The sequence below is a fragment of the Cedecea lapagei genome (genome assembly GCF_900635955.1).
Lineage (GTDB): Bacteria > Pseudomonadota > Gammaproteobacteria > Enterobacterales > Enterobacteriaceae > Cedecea > Cedecea lapagei.
Map to the genome: position 1 here is coordinate 3,129,482 of NZ_LR134201.1, position 17,048 is coordinate 3,146,529.

At 54.0% G+C, this 17,048-nt stretch carries 19 protein-coding genes; 9 read left to right on the plus strand and 10 right to left on the minus strand.

What is annotated here, in order from left to right:
• Positions 1-95: 95 nt before the first annotated feature.
• The 5 genes from potF to EL098_RS15150 form a co-directional block, all read right to left on the minus strand.
• A complete protein-coding gene (gene potF / locus EL098_RS15130) occupies positions 96-1,208 on the minus strand; it encodes a spermidine/putrescine ABC transporter substrate-binding protein PotF (protein ID WP_126357001.1) in 1,113 nt (370 codons plus the stop codon).
• Between the two features lie 382 nt (positions 1,209-1,590).
• Positions 1,591-2,070 (minus strand): YbjN domain-containing protein, encoded by a 480-nt coding sequence (locus EL098_RS15135; protein WP_126357002.1) that lies wholly within the window; start codon positions 2,068-2,070, stop codon positions 1,591-1,593.
• A gap of 92 nt (positions 2,071-2,162) precedes the next feature.
• The gene (gene rimK / locus EL098_RS15140) at positions 2,163-3,065 is read right to left on the minus strand and encodes a 30S ribosomal protein S6--L-glutamate ligase (protein ID WP_126357003.1); all 903 of its coding nucleotides are present in this window, start codon (positions 3,063-3,065) and stop codon (positions 2,163-2,165) included.
• A gap of 96 nt (positions 3,066-3,161) precedes the next feature.
• Complete coding sequence (nfsA, locus tag EL098_RS15145) at positions 3,162-3,884, minus strand: oxygen-insensitive NADPH nitroreductase (protein ID WP_126357004.1); 723 nt, start codon at positions 3,882-3,884, stop codon at positions 3,162-3,164.
• Positions 3,868-4,167 carry a YbjC family protein gene (locus tag EL098_RS15150; RefSeq protein ID WP_126357005.1) on the minus strand — a complete coding sequence of 100 codons (300 nt, stop codon included), beginning with the start codon at positions 4,165-4,167 and terminating at the stop codon, positions 3,868-3,870. Before EL098_RS15150 ends, nfsA begins: the two co-directional genes overlap by 17 nt.
• Positions 4,168-4,334: 167 nt before the next feature.
• Between EL098_RS15150 and EL098_RS15155 the strand changes: the two genes are divergently transcribed.
• Positions 4,335-4,607: a GrxA family glutaredoxin gene (locus tag EL098_RS15155; RefSeq protein WP_126357006.1), complete on the plus strand. Its 273-nt coding sequence runs from the start codon at positions 4,335-4,337 to the stop codon at positions 4,605-4,607.
• 25 nt (positions 4,608-4,632) lie between these two features.
• Here the strand turns inward: EL098_RS15155 and ybjM are convergent, their stop codons facing one another.
• Entirely contained in the window at positions 4,633-5,022 is a 390-nt protein-coding gene (gene ybjM, locus EL098_RS15160) for an inner membrane protein YbjM (RefSeq protein WP_126357007.1), read from the minus strand.
• Positions 5,023-5,320: 298 nt separating this feature from the next.
• On the opposite strand from ybjM, the gene EL098_RS15165 reads away from it, so the two are divergent.
• Complete coding sequence (locus tag EL098_RS15165; protein WP_126357008.1) at positions 5,321-7,003, plus strand: aspartate:alanine antiporter; 1,683 nt, start codon at positions 5,321-5,323, stop codon at positions 7,001-7,003.
• 205 nt (positions 7,004-7,208) lie between these two features.
• On the opposite strand, the gene EL098_RS15170 is transcribed toward EL098_RS15165, so the two are convergent.
• A complete protein-coding gene (locus EL098_RS15170) occupies positions 7,209-7,769 on the minus strand; it encodes a TetR/AcrR family transcriptional regulator (RefSeq protein ID WP_126358467.1) in 561 nt (186 codons plus the stop codon).
• Between the two features lie 111 nt (positions 7,770-7,880).
• Here EL098_RS15170 and EL098_RS15175 point away from each other — a divergent pair, with 111 nt between their 5' ends.
• Genes EL098_RS15175 through EL098_RS15185 form a run of 3 tightly spaced genes read left to right on the plus strand, consistent with a single transcriptional unit; the run spans position 7,881 to position 10,359 of the window.
• A complete protein-coding gene (locus tag EL098_RS15175) occupies positions 7,881-9,086 on the plus strand; it encodes an MFS transporter (RefSeq protein ID WP_126357009.1) in 1,206 nt (401 codons plus the stop codon).
• A gap of 11 nt (positions 9,087-9,097) precedes the next feature.
• Complete coding sequence (locus EL098_RS15180) at positions 9,098-9,910, plus strand: Cof-type HAD-IIB family hydrolase (RefSeq protein WP_126357010.1); 813 nt, start codon at positions 9,098-9,100, stop codon at positions 9,908-9,910.
• A gap of 8 nt (positions 9,911-9,918) precedes the next feature.
• Entirely contained in the window at positions 9,919-10,359 is a 441-nt protein-coding gene (locus EL098_RS15185; protein ID WP_126357011.1) for an acetyltransferase, read from the plus strand.
• A gap of 72 nt (positions 10,360-10,431) precedes the next feature.
• On the opposite strand, the gene EL098_RS15190 is transcribed toward EL098_RS15185, so the two are convergent.
• Together EL098_RS15190 and mntR are read right to left on the minus strand one after the other, a co-directional pair.
• Positions 10,432-11,550 (minus strand): anion transporter, encoded by a 1,119-nt coding sequence (locus tag EL098_RS15190; RefSeq protein WP_126357012.1) that lies wholly within the window; start codon positions 11,548-11,550, stop codon positions 10,432-10,434.
• Positions 11,551-11,552: 2 nt separating this feature from the next.
• On the minus strand, positions 11,553-12,020 hold the full coding sequence (mntR, locus tag EL098_RS15195; RefSeq protein WP_126357013.1) for a manganese-binding transcriptional regulator MntR: 468 nt from the start codon (positions 12,018-12,020) through the stop codon (positions 11,553-11,555).
• A 190-nt stretch (positions 12,021-12,210) separates the two neighbouring features.
• On the opposite strand from mntR, the gene mntS reads away from it, so the two are divergent.
• Positions 12,211-12,336 (plus strand): manganase accumulation protein MntS, encoded by a 126-nt coding sequence (gene mntS / locus EL098_RS15200; RefSeq protein ID WP_126357014.1) that lies wholly within the window; start codon positions 12,211-12,213, stop codon positions 12,334-12,336.
• 322 nt (positions 12,337-12,658) lie between these two features.
• Complete coding sequence (locus tag EL098_RS15205) at positions 12,659-14,242, plus strand: sulfatase-like hydrolase/transferase (RefSeq protein WP_126357015.1); 1,584 nt, start codon at positions 12,659-12,661, stop codon at positions 14,240-14,242.
• A 70-nt stretch (positions 14,243-14,312) separates the two neighbouring features.
• Here EL098_RS15205 and ompX read toward each other — a convergent pair whose 3' ends face one another.
• Positions 14,313-14,819 carry an outer membrane protein OmpX gene (ompX, locus tag EL098_RS15210; protein ID WP_126357016.1) on the minus strand — a complete coding sequence of 169 codons (507 nt, stop codon included), beginning with the start codon at positions 14,817-14,819 and terminating at the stop codon, positions 14,313-14,315.
• A 371-nt stretch (positions 14,820-15,190) separates the two neighbouring features.
• Between ompX and rhtA the strand changes: the two genes are divergently transcribed.
• Both rhtA and dps read left to right on the plus strand, forming a co-directional pair.
• Positions 15,191-16,078 (plus strand): threonine/homoserine exporter RhtA, encoded by an 888-nt coding sequence (rhtA, locus tag EL098_RS15215; protein ID WP_126357017.1) that lies wholly within the window; start codon positions 15,191-15,193, stop codon positions 16,076-16,078.
• Between the two features lie 310 nt (positions 16,079-16,388).
• The gene (gene dps / locus EL098_RS15220) at positions 16,389-16,892 is read left to right on the plus strand and encodes a DNA starvation/stationary phase protection protein Dps (RefSeq protein WP_016535541.1); all 504 of its coding nucleotides are present in this window, start codon (positions 16,389-16,391) and stop codon (positions 16,890-16,892) included.
• Positions 16,893-17,048: the final 156 nt, after the last annotated feature.

The following is a 17,048-nucleotide window of genomic DNA, read 5'->3' on the forward strand; positions in this document are numbered from 1 at the left end:
CGTACTTTTAGCCAGCCCGGAAACAAGGGCTTCCGTTAAGGCTGGGGCGATTGCACAACGCTGGTGCAACCGCCCGGTGCAGGGTGTATCGGACCTTACTTGCCTGTTTTAACCTTAGTCCACGCGCGGGTGATGACCCGGTCAATCTTCGCCGGCATTACCGTTTGTGTGAACAGCCTGGCACGAATATCTGCCGGCGGATAAATACCCGGATTGCTGCGGACCTCTTCGCTCAGCAGCGGCGTGGCCTCTTTGTTGGCGTTGGCGTAATAAATATGGTTGCTGATGTTCGCCACAACCTCTGGCTTCATCAGATAGTTAAGGAACTGATACGCCTCATCTTTGTTCTTCGCGTCTGCCGGAATGGCAAACATATCGAAGTAGACCATTGCGCCTTCCTTAGGAATGGAATAAGCAATATTTACGCCATTTTTGGCATCTTTGGCGCGGTTGGCGGCCTGCAGGATATCGCCCGACCAGCCAATGGCGACGCAGATATCGCCGTTGGCCAGATCGTTGATGTACTGCGAGGAGTGGAAGTAGCGAATATTCGGGCGCAGCTTCATCAGCAGATCGCTAGCCGCGCCGGTATAGTCAGCCGCGTTAGTGCTGTTGGGATCTTTACCCAGGTAGTGAAGCACGGTGGCATAGATCTCACTCGGCGCATCGAGGAACGAAACGCCGCAGCTTTTCAGCTTTTCGAGGTTTTCCGGCTTCAGGATCAGATCCCAGCTGTTGACCGGGGCATCTTTGCCGAGCGCGGCTTTCACCTTGTCGACGTTATAGCCAATGCCGGTCGTGACCATCATGTAGGGAATGCCGTATTTATTGTCGTGGTCGTTTTGCGCCACCAGCTTGAGCATCTCCGGGTCGAGATTTTTGTAGTTCGGCAGTTTGCTTTTATCCAGCGGCTCAAAAATACCGGCCTGCGCCTGGCGCTCCAGGAACTGCGAAGACGGCACCACAAGGTCGTAGCCGGTACTGCCCGCCATCAGCTTCCCTTCCAGCACCTCGTTGGAGTCAAACACGTCATAGACGACCTTGATCCCGGTCTCTTTGGTGAAATTCGCCAGGGTATCCGGCGCAATATAGTCAGACCAGTTATAGACGTGCAGCGTCTTTTGTTCTGCGGCAAAGCCGGCGGCAGAAGCTGCCATCAGCGTACCGGCAACCATCCCCGACAACCATTTTTTACCTTGGTCGAACATAATTTCATTCCTTCTGAATAAAGGCCAGACCGGGCTCGAATGAGCCGAATTTGTGCAATGTGGCTTACCCGCATTTGCCGCATGCTCTTTTCAACATGCAAAATTCATGCATCTCTATTCATGCTGCAGAAAAAGAAGCTGGGATATTCTCACGCAGACGTTGCTTGTTTTTACCTCCACGCCAGAATAACTGTAGCCAGGGTTGGCGACTATAGCCCGGATGAAAAAACGCCTTTTATCAACTTTTTAGACATCTTTTGTCTATACAGGTGGCGAAAATACCGCTACGGCAGGGAATTGTTTTAGTGTGACGGCGATATGACAGAATAAAAACATGCAGAACGCGGCGGCGCTGGTGGCCGCGCGTTAAACCAGGAAAGGATCAGTGCAGAGAGTGAGTGTGAATAATTGTGCTGTCGTGCTCTTCTTCTTCGGTCACGAAGAGTAGCTGATTGGCGCAGGCCTCGAGAATCACCATCGAAACCTGCTCTTCGCTCTGCTGAACAAAGGCGGCAAACTGCTCCAGAGTAATGCCCGCCGAGGCGGATAATGACTGGCAGACCACCAGCTTGGGCAAATTGTCATCCTGGACGTCGAGGAAAGCTTTCACGGTCAGCGAGCTGGCGTTAATCGACGATAAATCGGACGCCAGCGGCAGCAGCGCCGACGGCTTGACCTCCGCGAGCGCGGAAAACAGGATGATGTTATCCACAAGATCGATTTTCGCGTCGTACACGCCATCGAAGTTCTGCATATGGGGCAAATGCAATGCCTGGCAGGTATCGCACTCGAAAAAGGTTACGCCGATTTCATCAAGCCAGCGGCGTAAAGTGTCCAGAGTCGGGACGACGAGTGAATCCATAAACGCAAAAACCTCATTACCGGTTCAAAAATTAACGTGCCATCTTACGCAAAAATGACACGTCATACTATGAATAAGCGCCAGTTTGGCGATTATCCTCCGGTTTTAAGACAGTACCCAGGACGTGCCTGTTGCTCTATCCATGCGATCATCAGACTGGCGATATCGACACCGCTAGTCTTTTCAATACCTTCCAGCCCAGGCGAGGCATTGACCTCCATCACCAACGGACCTCGATCGGCGCGTAAAATATCAACGCCGGCAATGTCCAGGCCCAGCGTGCTGGCCGCTTTTAGCGCCACCGCTCGCTCAAGGTCGGTAATCGTTACCTGATGAGCAACGCCGCCGCGGTGCAGGTTTGAACGGAAATCGCCGGGTTTGGCCTGCCGTTCAATGGCCGCCACCACCTCATCGCCCACCACCAGGCAGCGAATATCGCGCCCTTTGGCCTCTTTAACGTATTCCTGCACCAGAATATGGGCATTCAGGCCGCGAAACGCGTCAATAACGCTCTCCGCCGCCTGCCGCGTCTCCGCCAGCACCACGCCAATACCCTGCGTGCCTTCAACGAGCTTCACCACCAGCGGCGCGCCGCCCACCATCTCAATAAGATCGCTGGTGTCGTCCGGCGAATGGGCGAACCCCGTCACCGGCAGATCGATGCCCTGTTTGGCCAGCAGCTGCAGCGAACGCAGCTTGTCCCGGGCGCGCGTAATCGCCACCGATTCATTCAGCGGATAGCTTCCCAGCATTTCAAACTGCCGCAGCACCGCCGTGCCGTAAAAGGTAATAGCCGAGCCAATACGTGGGATCACCGCATCGTAGTGCGGCAGCTGACGCCCCTTGTAGTGCACCGAGGGCGCCGCAGGATTAATGTTCATATAACAGGAGAGGGGATCGATGATCTCCACCTGGTGGCCGCGACGCATCGCCGCCTCGCGCAGGCGTTTGCATGAATAGAGCGTTCCGTCCCGGGATAAAATAGCAATTTTCAACCTGCACCTCTGAGCAACCAGACCAACATTCACCGCCCGGCTATCATACCACTGCCCTCCCCGTTCAACGATGGATTGGGCAGATTTGTTAAGCGCTTAGCGGGTAGCCCAGCCCTGTTTGTGCAGATAATCGAGGATAAAAGGACGGTTTTCTTTGATGATGGTGCGGCTGATATGGTCGCTCCAGGTGTCGCGGCGCGTGTTGCTGTCCCGGCTCAGGTAGTACTGGGCCAGCTGTTCGTCGTATTCTTCAAGCAGCGGTCTGTTCAGCGGCTGGTAGCGGTTTTCATGCACCAGCATCGCAGCAGGCATGCGCGGTTTGATGTCCGGCGCATCAGCAGGCCAGCCGAGGCAAAGCCCGAACAGCGGCAGCACGTATTTTGGCACGCCCAGCAGCTCCCCTACCGCCTCAATATTGTTACGGATACCGCCGATATAGACGCCACCCAACCCCAGAGACTCCGCTGCGGTAAAGGCATTTTGTGCAAGAATGGCGGTGTCTACTGCGCCAAGCAGAAGCTGTTCCGCCAGCCCAAGCTGGGCATCCGGGCAAATCTCCAGGTTGCGGTTAAAGTCTGCGCAAAAGACCCAAAACTCGGCCGCCTCGGCCACGTGTTTCTGGCCGCCGGTGAGCGGCACCAGCTGTTCGCGCAGCGCCCTATCGGTAATACGAATGATCGAGCTGCACTGCAGGAAACTGGAGCTGGAGGCCGCCTGCGCGCCGGCAATAATGGCCTCGCGCTGCTCGTCGGTGATAGGTTCACCGGTAAAATGGCGAATAGATCGGTGAGAACGAAGCAGATCAATGGTCGGCGTCATCGCTGTTTTCCTTTGGCTTTTTTAAATCAGAGTGTTTCGAAGCAGAATCCGGCTGAGTCAGCTGCGGCGCAAGGCGCTGAGCAATCTTCCAGGTCATCACGATTGCGGCCGGCGACATCAGCCCGAGACCTATAAATAGCATGACTATAGCCGCGCTTGCACTGGCGATTGGTGCGGGCAAGGAGAGGTATCCCTGCAACGAGAGAAAGGCCAGGGCCAAAAAAACAATGCCAACCGCTTCCAGCACAACCACCGTTTTGGGTAATGCTCCGAGCGCGCGCATAGCGTTATCTCCTGAATGTTTGGGCTAATTATAGCCCCGGCAGCCCAACGCCAGATAGCCTACGGGCATCGAACTAACAGGCAAGGCCTTCTTTCAAAATGTGACGGATATCGGCATTATAGGGTTATTCGCCGGTTCGTATCGGCCATAAAAACTGAGGAGAGAGCATGTTTGCCGTAATTTTTGGACGCCCTGGTTGCCCATATTGTGTTCGCGCTAAAGAACTGGCTGAGAAACTGACCGCCGAGCGTGATGACTTCAACTTCCGCTATGTTGATATCCATGCCGAAGGCATTTCCAAAGCGGACCTGGAAAAAACCGTGGGTAAACCGGTTGAAACCGTGCCGCAGATCTTCCTGGATCAGAAACACATCGGCGGCTGCACTGATTTTGAAGCTTATGCGAAAGAACATCTGAATCTGTTCCAGACCGCGCAATAAGCTTTGCGATCCAGAAAACCGACTCTCAGGAGTCGGTTTTTTTATGGCCGCGAGTCCGCCTGCAGCACAGAATAAAGAGCAGGTAGCAAAGCGAACCAAGCGATGACCAGAACACCGCGCTGAGCAGCCACGCCACCTCCTGCCAGAAGGATCGTGTCACGGGTAAAAACAGGTGGGCCATCATCAGGCAAAGCGGCGAAGCGAGCATTGCGCCAGCCAGCGGTTTGACCACTCTGTCGCCCCGGGAAAAGAAACTGGCCGCCGCGCCGGGAAGCAGGAAAAACAGCAGCCCAAGCTCATAGTGCCCGGTCGCAATAAACTGCCCCATCACATGTAAACGCAGCGAAAGAAAAACCAGAATAAATAGCACGAAGCAGCAGGCAATTCCCAGCCACCGTTGCGCTCGTCTGTGCATTTTACCTCCTGACATCTGCTTCTGCTCGAAAATACCCTGCCTGAAACGCCCGCAGAGTCTTTACCCGATTTGATAAAATCCTGGCCATCCCTGCCGATAAAGCATTGCCACAATTAGCACAATATTCTTACTAGCCGCTGTTAGTTAGAAAGATTAAACTAGCGGCGGAAATTCGGTCATCGCGTGAGATATTTAGATACGTGATATTTTGCCGGTCGTCACTGACGAAACCGTCAAAACAGTAGCGCATAAATCTATCTCTTTCAATAGCTTACTGGTAAACAAGAAGTTAGCCTTCGTGAATATAAACGTCGCAGATTTGTTAAACGGGAATTACATCCTTTTGTTATTTGTTGTACTAACGCTGGGACTCTGCCTGGGGAAATTACGCCTCGGTCCGGTGCAACTGGGTAATTCCATTGGTGTTTTGGTGGTCTCTTTATTACTCGGGCAACAACATTTCTCGATTAACACCGATGCGTTAAATCTTGGTTTTATGCTGTTCATTTTTTGCGTGGGCGTCGAAGCCGGACCTAACTTTTTTTCTATTTTCTTCCGCGACGGCAAAAATTATCTCATGCTTGCGCTGGTCATGGTCGGCAGCGCGCTGCTGATTGCCCTCGGCCTTGGCAAACTTTTCGGATGGGATATCGGCCTTACCGCCGGTATGCTCGCGGGGGCGATGACGTCAACGCCTGTGCTGGTCGGCGCCGGGGATACCCTACGCCACTCCAGTCTCCCTGCCGCCCAGCTTGCAACCTCGCTGGATAATCTGAGCCTGGGTTATGCTCTGACCTACCTGATTGGCCTGGTTAGCCTGATCGTAGGCGCCCGCTATTTGCCGAAGATGCAGCATCAGGATCTGCAAACCAGCGCCCAGCAGATCGCACGTGAACGCGGTCTGGATACCGACGCGAGCCGCAAAGTTTATCTTCCGGTGATCCGCGCTTACCGCGTCGGGCCGGAGCTTGTTGCCTGGGCCGATGGCAAAAACCTGCGCGAACTGGGCATTTATCGCCAGACCGGCTGCTACATCGAACGTATTCGCCGCAACGGCATTCTGGCTAACCCGGATGGCGATGCGGTGCTGCAAATGGGTGATGAAATCTCCCTGGTGGGCTACCCGGACTCGCATGCGCGCCTTGACCCGAGCTTCCGAAACGGCAAAGAGGTCTTCGACCGCGACCTGCTGGATATGCGCATCGTCACCGAAGAGATCGTCGTGAAAAACCATAACGCCGTGGGCCGTCGCCTGGCGCAGCTGAAGCTCACCGATCACGGCTGCTTCCTGAACCGTGTGATCCGCAGCCAGATTGAAATGCCTATCGACGACAATATCGTACTGAACAAAGGCGATGTCCTGCAGGTCAGCGGCGACGCAAGGCGCGTCAAAACCGTTGCCGAGCGCATCGGCTTTATCTCTATCCACAGCCAGATAACCGACCTGCTGGCATTCTGCGCCTTCTTTGTGATTGGCCTGATGGTCGGCATGGTTACCTTCCAGTTCAGCTCGTTTAGCTTCGGCATCGGCAACGCCGCCGGGCTGCTGTTCGCCGGGATCATGCTTGGGTTCCTGCGTGCCAACCACCCAACCTTCGGCTATATACCGCAGGGCGCGCTAAACATGGTGAAAGAGTTTGGCCTGATGGTATTTATGGCGGGCGTTGGCCTCAGCGCCGGCAGCGGCATCAGTAACGGCCTCGGCGCGGTGGGCGGCCAGATGCTGATTGCCGGCCTTATCGTGAGCCTGGTGCCGGTGGTTATCTGCTTCCTGTTCGGCGCCTATGTGCTGCGGATGAACCGCGCGCTGCTGTTCGGGGCAATGATGGGGGCGCGTACCTGTGCGCCAGCGATGGAGATCATCAGCGACACCGCGCGCAGCAATATCCCTGCGCTGGGGTACGCCGGCACCTATGCTATCGCTAACGTGTTGTTAACCCTGGCCGGTACGCTCATTGTCGTCATATGGCCAGGTTTGTGATCGCAATAACAGACAAAGAAAAATACTTTTTTTTTATACCTGAGCGAACTTTCTTTCGGGGCGTCAGTCTGAATTAGTGCCACTGCTTTTCTTTGATGTCCCCAATTTGTGGAGCCCATCAACCCCGCCGCTTTCGGTTCAAGGTTGATGGGTTTTTATTTTTCAGGGCATTAATAACAAAGCGTTACCAGCGTCCCCGCTCCCTTTATTCTGCACTCCCCAATCCCACAATCCTTCGCACCATTACCCGCATTTCATCGCGCCCCAGCGGCTCGCGGTCGGTGACGTAGTGGAGAGTCATCCCTTCCAGAAAGGCATCTAACGCTCTGGCGGTTAGCGGGTCGAAAAAGGGTTCCAGCGCCTGCTGGCTGCGGACCATCCACTCCTGCATGATAATTTTTAGCTGTGGATTGCAGCTGGCATAAGCATAAAGCTGGTACATCACCTGCATGTTGTACGGCGTGGCAACGCAGCCGCCGCAAATCATATCAACAATCGCCTCACAGGCCTCATCGCGGTTGCTGGCCTGCTGCATGCGTTCCCGGTAGCTGTCCGACATCTGGTGGGCAAATTGGGTAAATGCCTCGCACAGCAGCGACTCTATGCCAGAAAAGTAGTAGGTCATTGACCCCAGCGAAACGCCAGCCTCGGCGGCAATTTTGCGGTGGGTGATATCGCTTATGCCGTGTTTTACCACCATGTCCAGCGTCGCCTGCAGAATGCGCGAGCGGCGTTCGGGGTCATTCCGGCGCGGGGCTTTGCTCATCATTACCTACCTGAATTTAGAATATGGCCACGAGTCTATCCCGGAATGTGTACAAATGTACACAAGCTTGCTAGTCTGCTCTCCTTGTCTCATTTTCACTGGTTGTTGTTCATGTCTGTTTCGCAGAGAAAAGCCTTACAGCTCCGCACCTGGGCGCTCTTCACCTTCTTCTTCCTTCCGGGCCTGGTGATGGCATCCTGGGCCACACGCACCCCCGCCATCCGCGATACGCTCAGCGTCTCAACGGCCGGGATGGGTATTGTGTTATTTGGCCTCTCCATTGGCTCAATGGGCGGCATTCTCTGCTCCGGCTGGCTGGTGAAACGTTTTGGCACCCGGACCATTATTCGCAGCGGCATGACGCTGATGGTTGCCGGTATGCTGGTGATGAGCCTTGCGCTGTACCTCGCCTCGCCGGTGCTGTTTGCCATTGGCCTGGCGCTGCTCGGCAGCGGGCTGGGTTCATCCGAGGTGGCGATGAACGTCGAAGGCGCCATTATCGAAGGCCTGATGAAGAAAACGGTGCTGCCGATGATGCACGGCTTCTTTAGCCTGGGGACGCTGGTCGGTGCCGGAATCGGTCTGAGCCTGACCGCGTGGAACGTGGTCTCCTGGGGACACCTGCTGCTGATAGGCCTGGTGGTCATCGCGCCAATTGTTATCGCGCTTATCGCCGTCCCGCACGGCGTGGGCAAAGATAACCCGGACAAAAACGAAGCCCATGAGCCACACCGTCCGTTTTATAAAGATATCCAGCTGCTGCTGATTGGTTTTGTGGTGCTGGCGATGGCCTTTGCCGAAGGCTCGGCTAATGACTGGCTGCCGCTGCTGATGGTCGACGGGCATGGCTTTAGCCCTACCTCCGGCTCGCTAATCTACGTAGGTTTCACCCTCGGCATGACGGTCGGGCGTTTTACCGGCGGCTGGTTTATCGACCGCTACAGCCGCGTTATCGTGGTACGTGCCTGTGCGATCATGGGCGTGATTGGCATCGGCACCATTGTGTTTGTCGACAACGCTTTCCTTGCTGGCGTATCGGTGATTCTGTGGGGGCTGGGCACCTCTTTAGGCTTCCCGCTTACCATCTCAGCGGCTGGCGATACCGGTCCCGATCCGGCCAGCCGCGTCAGCGTCGTTGCCGCTTCTGGCTATGTTGCCTTTTTAGTAGGGCCACCGCTGTTAGGCTTCCTCGGCGAGCATTACGGCCTGCGCCATGCCATGCTGGTTGTCCTGACGCTAATGATCATTGCGGCGCTGGTTGCCCGCGCCGTTGCTAAACCCGGTCAACCTTCCGGGCAGGCTTTAGAAACTGAATAACGGAGAGTTCGATGAGCATCAAACTGATTGCAGTAGACATGGACGGCACTTTTCTTGACGACGCTAAAACCTACAACCGCGAACGCTTTGCCGCGCAATACCAGCAGATGAAGGAGCAAGGCATCCGCTTTGTGGTTGCCAGCGGTAACCAGTATTTCCAGCTGAAATCCTTCTTCCCGGACATTGCCCATGAGATCTCTTTTGTTGCCGACAACGGCGGCTGGGTAGTGAGTGAAGGCGAAGACTTGTTCAACGGCGAGCTGACAAAGCAGGAGTTCAACACGGTTGTCGACCATCTGCTGACGCTCCCGCACGTTGAAATCATCGCCTGCGGCAAACACAGCGGCTATACGCTCAATAGCTATGACGACGGCTTCAAAGCGATTGCGGCGAAGTTTTACCATCGCCTTAAGCATGTGGAAGACTTCTCCGGCCTGGATGACGTGTTTTTCAAGTTTGCCCTGAACCTGCCTGACAGCCAGCTGGATGACACCATGGATGCCCTCGGCGCAGAGCTGGAAGGCATTATGGTGCCGGTCACCAGCGGCCATGGCTCTATCGACCTGATTATTCCGGGCATTCATAAAGCCAACGGGCTGCGGATTTTGCAGGAAAAATGGGGCATCAAAGACAGCGAAGTGGTGACCTTCGGCGACGGCGGCAACGACATTGAGATGCTGACCCAGGCCGGATTCGGCTTTGCCATGGCTAACGCGCCGGACAAAATCAAACGCATTGCCGGCTACCAGGCCGGGCATTGCAACCAGCAGGGCGTGCTGGACGTGATTGATAAGATCCTGAAAAAAGAAACACCGTTTAACTGAGGACAACAATGTTAACGATAAGAGCAGCAACGGCGGCAGATTTTGATGCGCTGGCGGAAATCTGGGAGGCGTCCGTACGCGCCACCCATGATTTTCTCAGCGACGAAAATATCAAGGCGCTAAAACCTCAGGTACGTGAACTCTATATGCCGCAGATCCCTGTCCTGCTGGCCGCCACGAATGAAGGCAAGCCATTGGGGTTTATTGGCTGCCATGAAAACCGCATTGAAATGCTGTTTGTTTCACCCGAGAGTCGTGGCGCGGGCGTAGGCAAACAGCTTCTGCAGTACGCCATTGAGCATCTGCAGGTTGATGAAGTCGATGTTAACGAACAGAACCCGCAGGGTGTGGGTTTTTATCTGCACATGGGATTCGAGCAAACCGGGCGGTCAGAGCTCGACGGTGAAGGGAATCCTTTCCCTTTGCTGCATTTGAAGCTGAACCGGTAGTTTTACCCTCTTCCTGAAAAAAGGCGCTGGAATGGGGAGTTTCTGCTCATTCCTTGCCTGTTTCAGCCTGAATCAGAGAGAGCGAAGTAGCTGTAATAAACCGTACCCCACCAGCGCCGCCCAGAGCAGCATCGGCAGAGAATAGAGATGGAAGCGCCACCAGATGCGGCGATCGTTCGCCATACGCAGGGCAATAAGGTTTGCCAGCGAACCCGGCAACAGGCCAAAACCGCCAATGTTGACCGCAAAGGCCAGCAGCAGCGAAGCAGGCACGTAGTTCAGCAGCAAAATGGTGGACGGCACATTACTGATAACCTGTGAAAGCAAAATGCCCAGGCTAAATAACCCGCCGGAAGAGAGCTGAGCCACATCCTGAAGCGAGTGCTGCAGCGCCGGAAGCTGTGTGACAAGATGAACGTCGATAAACATCGCCATAAACACCACCAGCAGGCTCCAGTCGATGCTGAGAAGCACCCTGCGCGCCAGCAGCAGGAACCCAAGCGCAATCAGCCCCAGCCCCCAAAGCTCAAGCCTGAGCTCCAGGGCAATAATAAACACGATATAGAACGCCAGGCAGCACCAGACCAGCCGGGGCTGCCATCTGCTCTCACCGGCATCGCCGCCGTAGCGTAGCGCTTTCGGCTTAAAGCTAAGCCAGGCCAGTACCAGCAGGCTGACGGTCATCGCCAGCGCCAGCGGGGCCATCTGCCAGGTAAATCTGCCGAAGGAGAGCCCTGAATGCCCCCACAGCAGGATGTTTTGCGGATTGCCGATGGGCGTAAGCAAAGAGCCGGCATTGACCGCCAGCGCCTCAAAGATAATCAGTTTGCTTGCCGGCACCGAACAGAGCTTTTTCAAGGTGATGGTCAGCGGAACGATAATGAACAGCGCGACGTCATTGGTCAGGAAGGTAGACAGCAGCGCCGCCGCCGCGACCATAAACAGCGCAAGCTGCCGCTCGTCGGCAAAACGCGCCACCATCTTGCGCCCCAGCACGTCGAAATAGCCGCTCAGCTCCACGCCTTTGGTCAACATCATCAGCCCGGCCAGCGTAATAATGGTGTGCCAGTCGATAGCGGAGGGCCACAAAGCCGGGCGAAACGGCACCTCCAGGCTCAGGGCAACGCCGATCAGCAGCAATAAATGGAGGAATCGATCGCGCAGGAAGGGCTGCGCAAGACGCAGCAGCATGTTTAGCCTATACCCCGCTCTGCGCTGAATTTACGGAAAGCTTCCAGCGTCTCTTCGCTGACGTGGTGCTCAACGCCTTCGGCATCGATACGCGCGGTCTCCGGGCTAATGCCCAGGGCGAGAAAGAAGTTTTCAACCACCCGATGGCGCTCGCGGCTTTGCTGCGCCAGCTTTTCCCCTTCGGGGGTTAAAAAGACCCCGCGCCACGGGATTTGCTCAATCAGGCCAACAGAGGCCAGGCGCTTAAGCATTTTCGCCACCGTGGGCTGGGAAACGCCCAGGCGAGCGGCCATATCCACCTGGCGCACTTCCCCTACTTCATGGATCAAATCAGAAATTAGCTCAACGTAATCATCAATAAGCTCACGGCGGTGCGCCTCGCGTACCTGCCTGAAGCCTTCAACATGCTCTTCAATGTTCGGTAATGGCGTCACTTTTTCGCTGTTCTTTTGCCCTACCCGACGGCTCATAGTGCTTCCTCTTCCAGTGGCGCGGCGTCGTCATCTGACGACGGAAGGCTTCATTGTAAACCAGCATTGCTCATCCACAAAAAATTAACGAAATAGCCATGGCTATAAAATATAGCCTGTGCTATACCTGTATGTAATGCAGTCAGACCTGTTCAGGGAAAAACGGTTGTACGACTAACAGGAGGACGCTATGAACGAATTTAAGAGGTGCATCAACGTGTTTACACATTCCCCCTTCCAGGTACGCTTAATGCTGCTGAATATGATTTGTGACTGGGTTTCAGGTAAACCCCAGCAGAAAGAAGAAACCCCATAACGCCAGGCCTCGCCTGCCTGGCGAATCCGGTTAGCGATAGGGGCTAACGATCATTTTTTTGTCACACTCTTCCTGCAAAATTCCCGCTAATGGCTAGTCTGGCCGAGCTTTAACCCCATCATTTGTCGGATTTGCAATCCGTCTCGCAAAACAGCCGCCTGTTATCAGTTGATCTTCTTATCTTACGGCTCTATCTTCTTGCAGCCCTGCACATGAAGCGGCTCGCAGATGCGGTGCTACTCCCCTTCGTTTCCGTCTGTCAGGCAGGCTCTGCCCTTATCGCCAGGGTCACCGCATGGCGTTTTGCAAGACCATAATAAAGATGAATGTAACGGTTAAAGATACCCTGACTGCCCGCGGAATCATGCTGAATCCGTGGACCGGTTTCTATTTTCTGCAGTCCCTGCTGATCAATTTTGCACTTGGCTATGAATTCAGCCTGCTGTACGCGGTGGCTTTTAGCTGCGTGCTTATGCTGCTGTGGCGGACGGCTCCGCGGCTCCAGAAGTCACTGCTGGGGCTCAGCAGCCTTGTCGCGGCAATGTACTTCCCGTTCGGCCAGGCTTATGGCTCACCCAACTTCAACACTCTGCTGGCGCTGCACTCAACCAATTTTGAAGAGTCCACGGAAATCATGACCATCTTCCCGTGGTACAGCTACGTGGTTTCTCTCTTTATTCTCGCGCTTGGCGTGATAGCGCTACGCCGCAAACGTGAAGCAAAACGTCCATGGGGTCATTTCGATAGCTTATGCCTCGCCGTTAGCGTGGTTAGTTTTTTCGTCACGCCGGCGACCAACCTTGCCTATGGCGGAGTATTTAAATTTAAAGATACGGGTTACCCGGTTGTGCGCTTTGTGAAAGATGTCGTGGTCAATAACCATGAGGTCGTCGAGGAACAGGCCCGTATGAAGGAGCTTTCACAGCAGAAAGATTCCTGGAACGTGCTCTCTGTACAGCCTAAATACCATACCTATGTGGTGGTGATTGGTGAAAGCGCGCGCCGTGACGCGCTGGGTGCGTTTGGCGGTCACTGGGATAACACCCCGTTTGCAAGCCAGGTGAAGGGCAATCTGTTTATGGACTACGTCTCTGCCAGCGGCTCAACGCAAAAATCGCTGGGGCTGACGCTGAACCGCGTGGTAGACGGCAAACCCCAGTACCAGGATAACTTTGTCACCCTGGCAAACCGCGCCGGCTTCCAGACCTGGTGGTTCTCAAATCAGGGGCAAATCGGCGAATACGACACCGCCATTGCCAGCATCGCTAAACGCGCCGACGAAGTGCAGTTCCTGAAGAACGGTGATTTTGAGGCCGATAAAAACACCCGCGACGAAGCGCTGCTAAAAATGACGGCCCAGGTGTTTGCCACCCAGCGCAGCACGCCGCAGCTGATCGTGCTGCATTTGATGGGCTCCCACCCGCAGGCCTGCGATCGTACTCAGGGGAAATACAAAGATTTTGTGCAGTCTAAAGAGACGTCCTGCTATCTCTACAGCATGACGCAAACGGACGACCTGCTAAAACAGCTTTACCTGCAGCTGAAAAACAGCGGTAACAGCTTCTCAATGGCCTATTTTTCTGACCATGGACTGGCATTTAAGGAGCGGGGAACGGACGTGCAGTATCTGGCGCATGACGATAAGTTCCAGCAGAATTTCCAGGTACCGTTTATGGTGCTGTCGAGCGACGATACGACGCACAGGCTGATTAAAGCGCGCCGCAGCGCTAACGATTTCCTGAACTTTTTCTCCGCCTGGACGGGCATTAAGGCAAAAGAGCTGATGCCGAAATACAGGTTTATTTCGGAACAAAAAGCGGGACCAATCTACATCACCAACTTCAATCTGAAGAGAGTGGACTATACTCATCTGCAGACGGATATTTTTGAGACCAGGACGCGCTAGCCATTAGCCGGTTTACAGACAAAAAAAATCCGCCACGAGGGCGGATTTTTTGTTTCTATCCCGGGGGATATTAGAAACGGTAGCCCACGCCAGCGATCCAGGTGCCAACGTCAACGCTACGAATACGGCTCTGCTCGTAGGAGAAGTCCAGAGCAACGTTTTCGATAGGGTTGAACTGCAGGCCGGCACCGTAGGAGAAGCCGTAGTCGCTCACAGAGTTATGCTCCGGGAAAGCAGACTGCTGGAATTTACCGTAGCCAACGCCGACAACACCGTAGATGCTTGCCCAGTCGTTGATGCGGAATGCAGGACCTGCGGTGATACCGTAGTACTGACCTTTGTTGTACACGCCGTTCTGGGTGTCACTTTTCTGGGTGTAGGTAAAGGAACCGATGTAGCCCAGCGGGGATTCGTTTTCGTAGCGGTATTTCAGGTTGAAACCGCCAGCTTTGTTAGCAACGCCCTGCATATCGCTCTGAGCATAACCACCGGTAACGGTGCTGGTTGCTGCAGATGCGGTACCTACGGAGACGGCCAGAACACAGGCCAGAGCTGAAAGACATGCAATTTTTTTCATAATATCCACCTCAAATGTGCTTCAAGTAAGTCCTAAGTTTTAAATATAACAAAACCATGACAGAAACTCTTCGCCAATTGTGTTGTCTAAGAGGCCCTTTGATGTAACATAACATTTCCACTACATGTTAAGTCACTAAGATCCCTGGAAATAGATCCTTTCGACGGCAAATATTAACCCCTTTAACAAAACCATCATTCAGATAATTCTGGATTTGTTTTTGACACAAACTGACAAAACTACCCCGGATCGTACTCCACACCATGAGAATTTTTCTTAATGAAAGTTCAACCGACCTTAACTTAATCCTTTAGACTGAGCTGACTTTTACTTTCTTGACCAAACACAGACAAATACTGACAGGACGCAGGATGCCGCACACTTCCCACAATATGCCGCGCTGGCTGCCAATCGTGGTTTTGCTTATTGCCATGACATCAATTCAGAGCGGTGCTTCGCTGGCTAAATCCTTATTTCCGCTTATCGGCCCTCAGGGCGTCACCTCGCTGCGCCTGTTTTTAGGCACCCTTATTCTGGTGGTGATTTTTAAGCCCTGGCGTCTGCGCTTTAAGCCAGAGCAGCGCCTGCCCCTGCTATTTTACGGGCTGGCGCTGGGCAGCATGAATTATCTCTTTTATGTCTCACTGCGAACCGTGCCGCTGGGGATTGCGGTGGCGCTCGAATTTACCGGTCCGCTGGCCATCGCGCTATTTGCTTCACGCCGGCCCGTGGACTTTATCTGGGTGGTGCTGGCGGTTGCCGGGCTGTGGTTCCTGCTGCCGCTGGGTCAGGATATCTCCCACGTCGACCTCGCCGGTGCAGCCTTCGCGCTGGGGGCCGGTGCCTGCTGGGCCGTCTATATTATTGCCGGACAGAAAGCGGGCGCTGAACACGGCCCGGCCACGGTCGCTTTTGGCTCGCTGATTGCGGCAATTATCTTTGTCCCACTCGGCGCGTGGGAAGCCACCAGCTCCCTGCTGCAATGGTCGTTGCTGCCCGTTGGCCTGGCGATAGCGGTGCTGTCGACTGCGCTGCCCTACTCGCTGGAAATGATTGCGTTAACCAGGTTGCCTACCCGCACCTTTGGCACGCTGATGAGCCTGGAGCCTGGCCTGGCGGCCCTGTCGGGAATGCTGTTCCTCGGTGAGCATCTGACGCTGGTGCAATGGTTAGCTCTGCTCTCCATCATCGCAGCATCCGCGGGTTCAACGCTGACCATGAAGCGTGAAACGCAGATTACCCATGTCGACATAAATTAATTCGCCGCCCTTCATTTAATGCGGTAGTAATTACCGCGTTAAAGGATTTACCCGCAATCAAGCACTTATATTTTTTCAACTCTGTAATACCTAATAAGAATTATTATCTTTCCTCCGTTATATTTATTCATGCTTTTTGACACAATGTTGAACCTTCACTTAACCCTCTGTTCCACAATACATTTGTTTTTACCACTCTTCGCTTACTATTGGTTCGATAGGAACGGCCTACTCAAGCAAAGATAAAAAGCGGTGCTATACTTATTCCCGGTAATTCATTAGGACACCAACATCAAGAGGATGAAAGATTATGAGTACCGCTAAACTGGTAAAAACTAAATCTACAAACCTGCTATATACCCGCAATGATGTGAAAGACAGCGAGAAAAAAGCCACCATCGAGCTGCTGAATCGCCAGGTCGTCCAGTTCATCGACTTGTCGCTGATTACCAAACAGGCTCACTGGAACATGCGCGGTGCTAACTTTATTGCCGTACACGAAATGCTGGACGGCTTCCGCACGGCGCTGACCGAGCATCTCGACACCATGGCTGAACGTGCAGTCCAGCTGGGCGGCGTTGCCCTGGGGACGACTCAGGTGATCAACAGTAAAACTCCGCTGAAAAGCTACCCGCTCGACATTCACACCGTTCAGGAACACCTGAAAGAGCTGGCCGATCGCTATGCCATCGTGGCCAACGATGTGCGTAAAGCCGTTGGCGAAGCAAAAGACGAAGATACCGCCGATATTTTGACCGCCGCTTCACGCGATCTGGATAAATTCCTGTGGTTCATCGAGTCCAATATCGAATAACAAATAGTATTTTCCTATGGCCTCTTCCCCGCCCGGGGTCGGGGCCTGCACCAAAACAGCGCAGACCACTGTTCACTTCATCACCTAAAGTTAATCAAATGTAATAATCACTTCACACAATCGTTAACGAGTGATTGTTTTGTCCACTGATTTCGC

Bases quoted from the DNA above. Each gene is read 5' to 3' on its own strand.
- EL098_RS15175 (WP_126357009.1), top strand. From the start codon at position 7,881: ATGTCTGTTTCGCAGAGAAAAGCCTTACAGCTCCGCACCTGGGCGCTC.
- dps (WP_016535541.1), top strand. From the start codon at position 16,389: ATGAGTACCGCTAAACTGGTAAAAACTAAATCTACAAACCTGCTATAT.
- nfsA (WP_126357004.1), bottom strand. From the start codon at position 3,884: ATGACGCCGACCATTGATCTGCTTCGTTCTCACCGATCTATTCGCCAT.
- rhtA (WP_126357017.1), top strand. From the start codon at position 15,191: ATGCCGCACACTTCCCACAATATGCCGCGCTGGCTGCCAATCGTGGTT.
- ybjM (WP_126357007.1), bottom strand. From the start codon at position 5,022: ATGCACAGACGAGCGCAACGGTGGCTGGGAATTGCCTGCTGCTTCGTG.
- EL098_RS15170 (WP_126358467.1), bottom strand. From the start codon at position 7,769: ATGAGCAAAGCCCCGCGCCGGAATGACCCCGAACGCCGCTCGCGCATT.
- EL098_RS15190 (WP_126357012.1), bottom strand. From the start codon at position 11,550: ATGCTGCTGCGTCTTGCGCAGCCCTTCCTGCGCGATCGATTCCTCCAT.
- EL098_RS15180 (WP_126357010.1), top strand. From the start codon at position 9,098: ATGAGCATCAAACTGATTGCAGTAGACATGGACGGCACTTTTCTTGAC.
- potF (WP_126357001.1), bottom strand. From the start codon at position 1,208: ATGTTCGACCAAGGTAAAAAATGGTTGTCGGGGATGGTTGCCGGTACG.
- mntS (WP_126357014.1), top strand. From the start codon at position 12,211: ATGAACGAATTTAAGAGGTGCATCAACGTGTTTACACATTCCCCCTTC.
- ompX (WP_126357016.1), bottom strand. From the start codon at position 14,819: ATGAAAAAAATTGCATGTCTTTCAGCTCTGGCCTGTGTTCTGGCCGTC.
- mntR (WP_126357013.1), bottom strand. From the start codon at position 12,020: ATGAGCCGTCGGGTAGGGCAAAAGAACAGCGAAAAAGTGACGCCATTA.
- EL098_RS15135 (WP_126357002.1), bottom strand. From the start codon at position 2,070: ATGGATTCACTCGTCGTCCCGACTCTGGACACTTTACGCCGCTGGCTT.
- EL098_RS15185 (WP_126357011.1), top strand. From the start codon at position 9,919: ATGTTAACGATAAGAGCAGCAACGGCGGCAGATTTTGATGCGCTGGCG.
- EL098_RS15205 (WP_126357015.1), top strand. From the start codon at position 12,659: ATGAATGTAACGGTTAAAGATACCCTGACTGCCCGCGGAATCATGCTG.
- EL098_RS15155 (WP_126357006.1), top strand. From the start codon at position 4,335: ATGTTTGCCGTAATTTTTGGACGCCCTGGTTGCCCATATTGTGTTCGC.
- EL098_RS15150 (WP_126357005.1), bottom strand. From the start codon at position 4,167: ATGCGCGCGCTCGGAGCATTACCCAAAACGGTGGTTGTGCTGGAAGCG.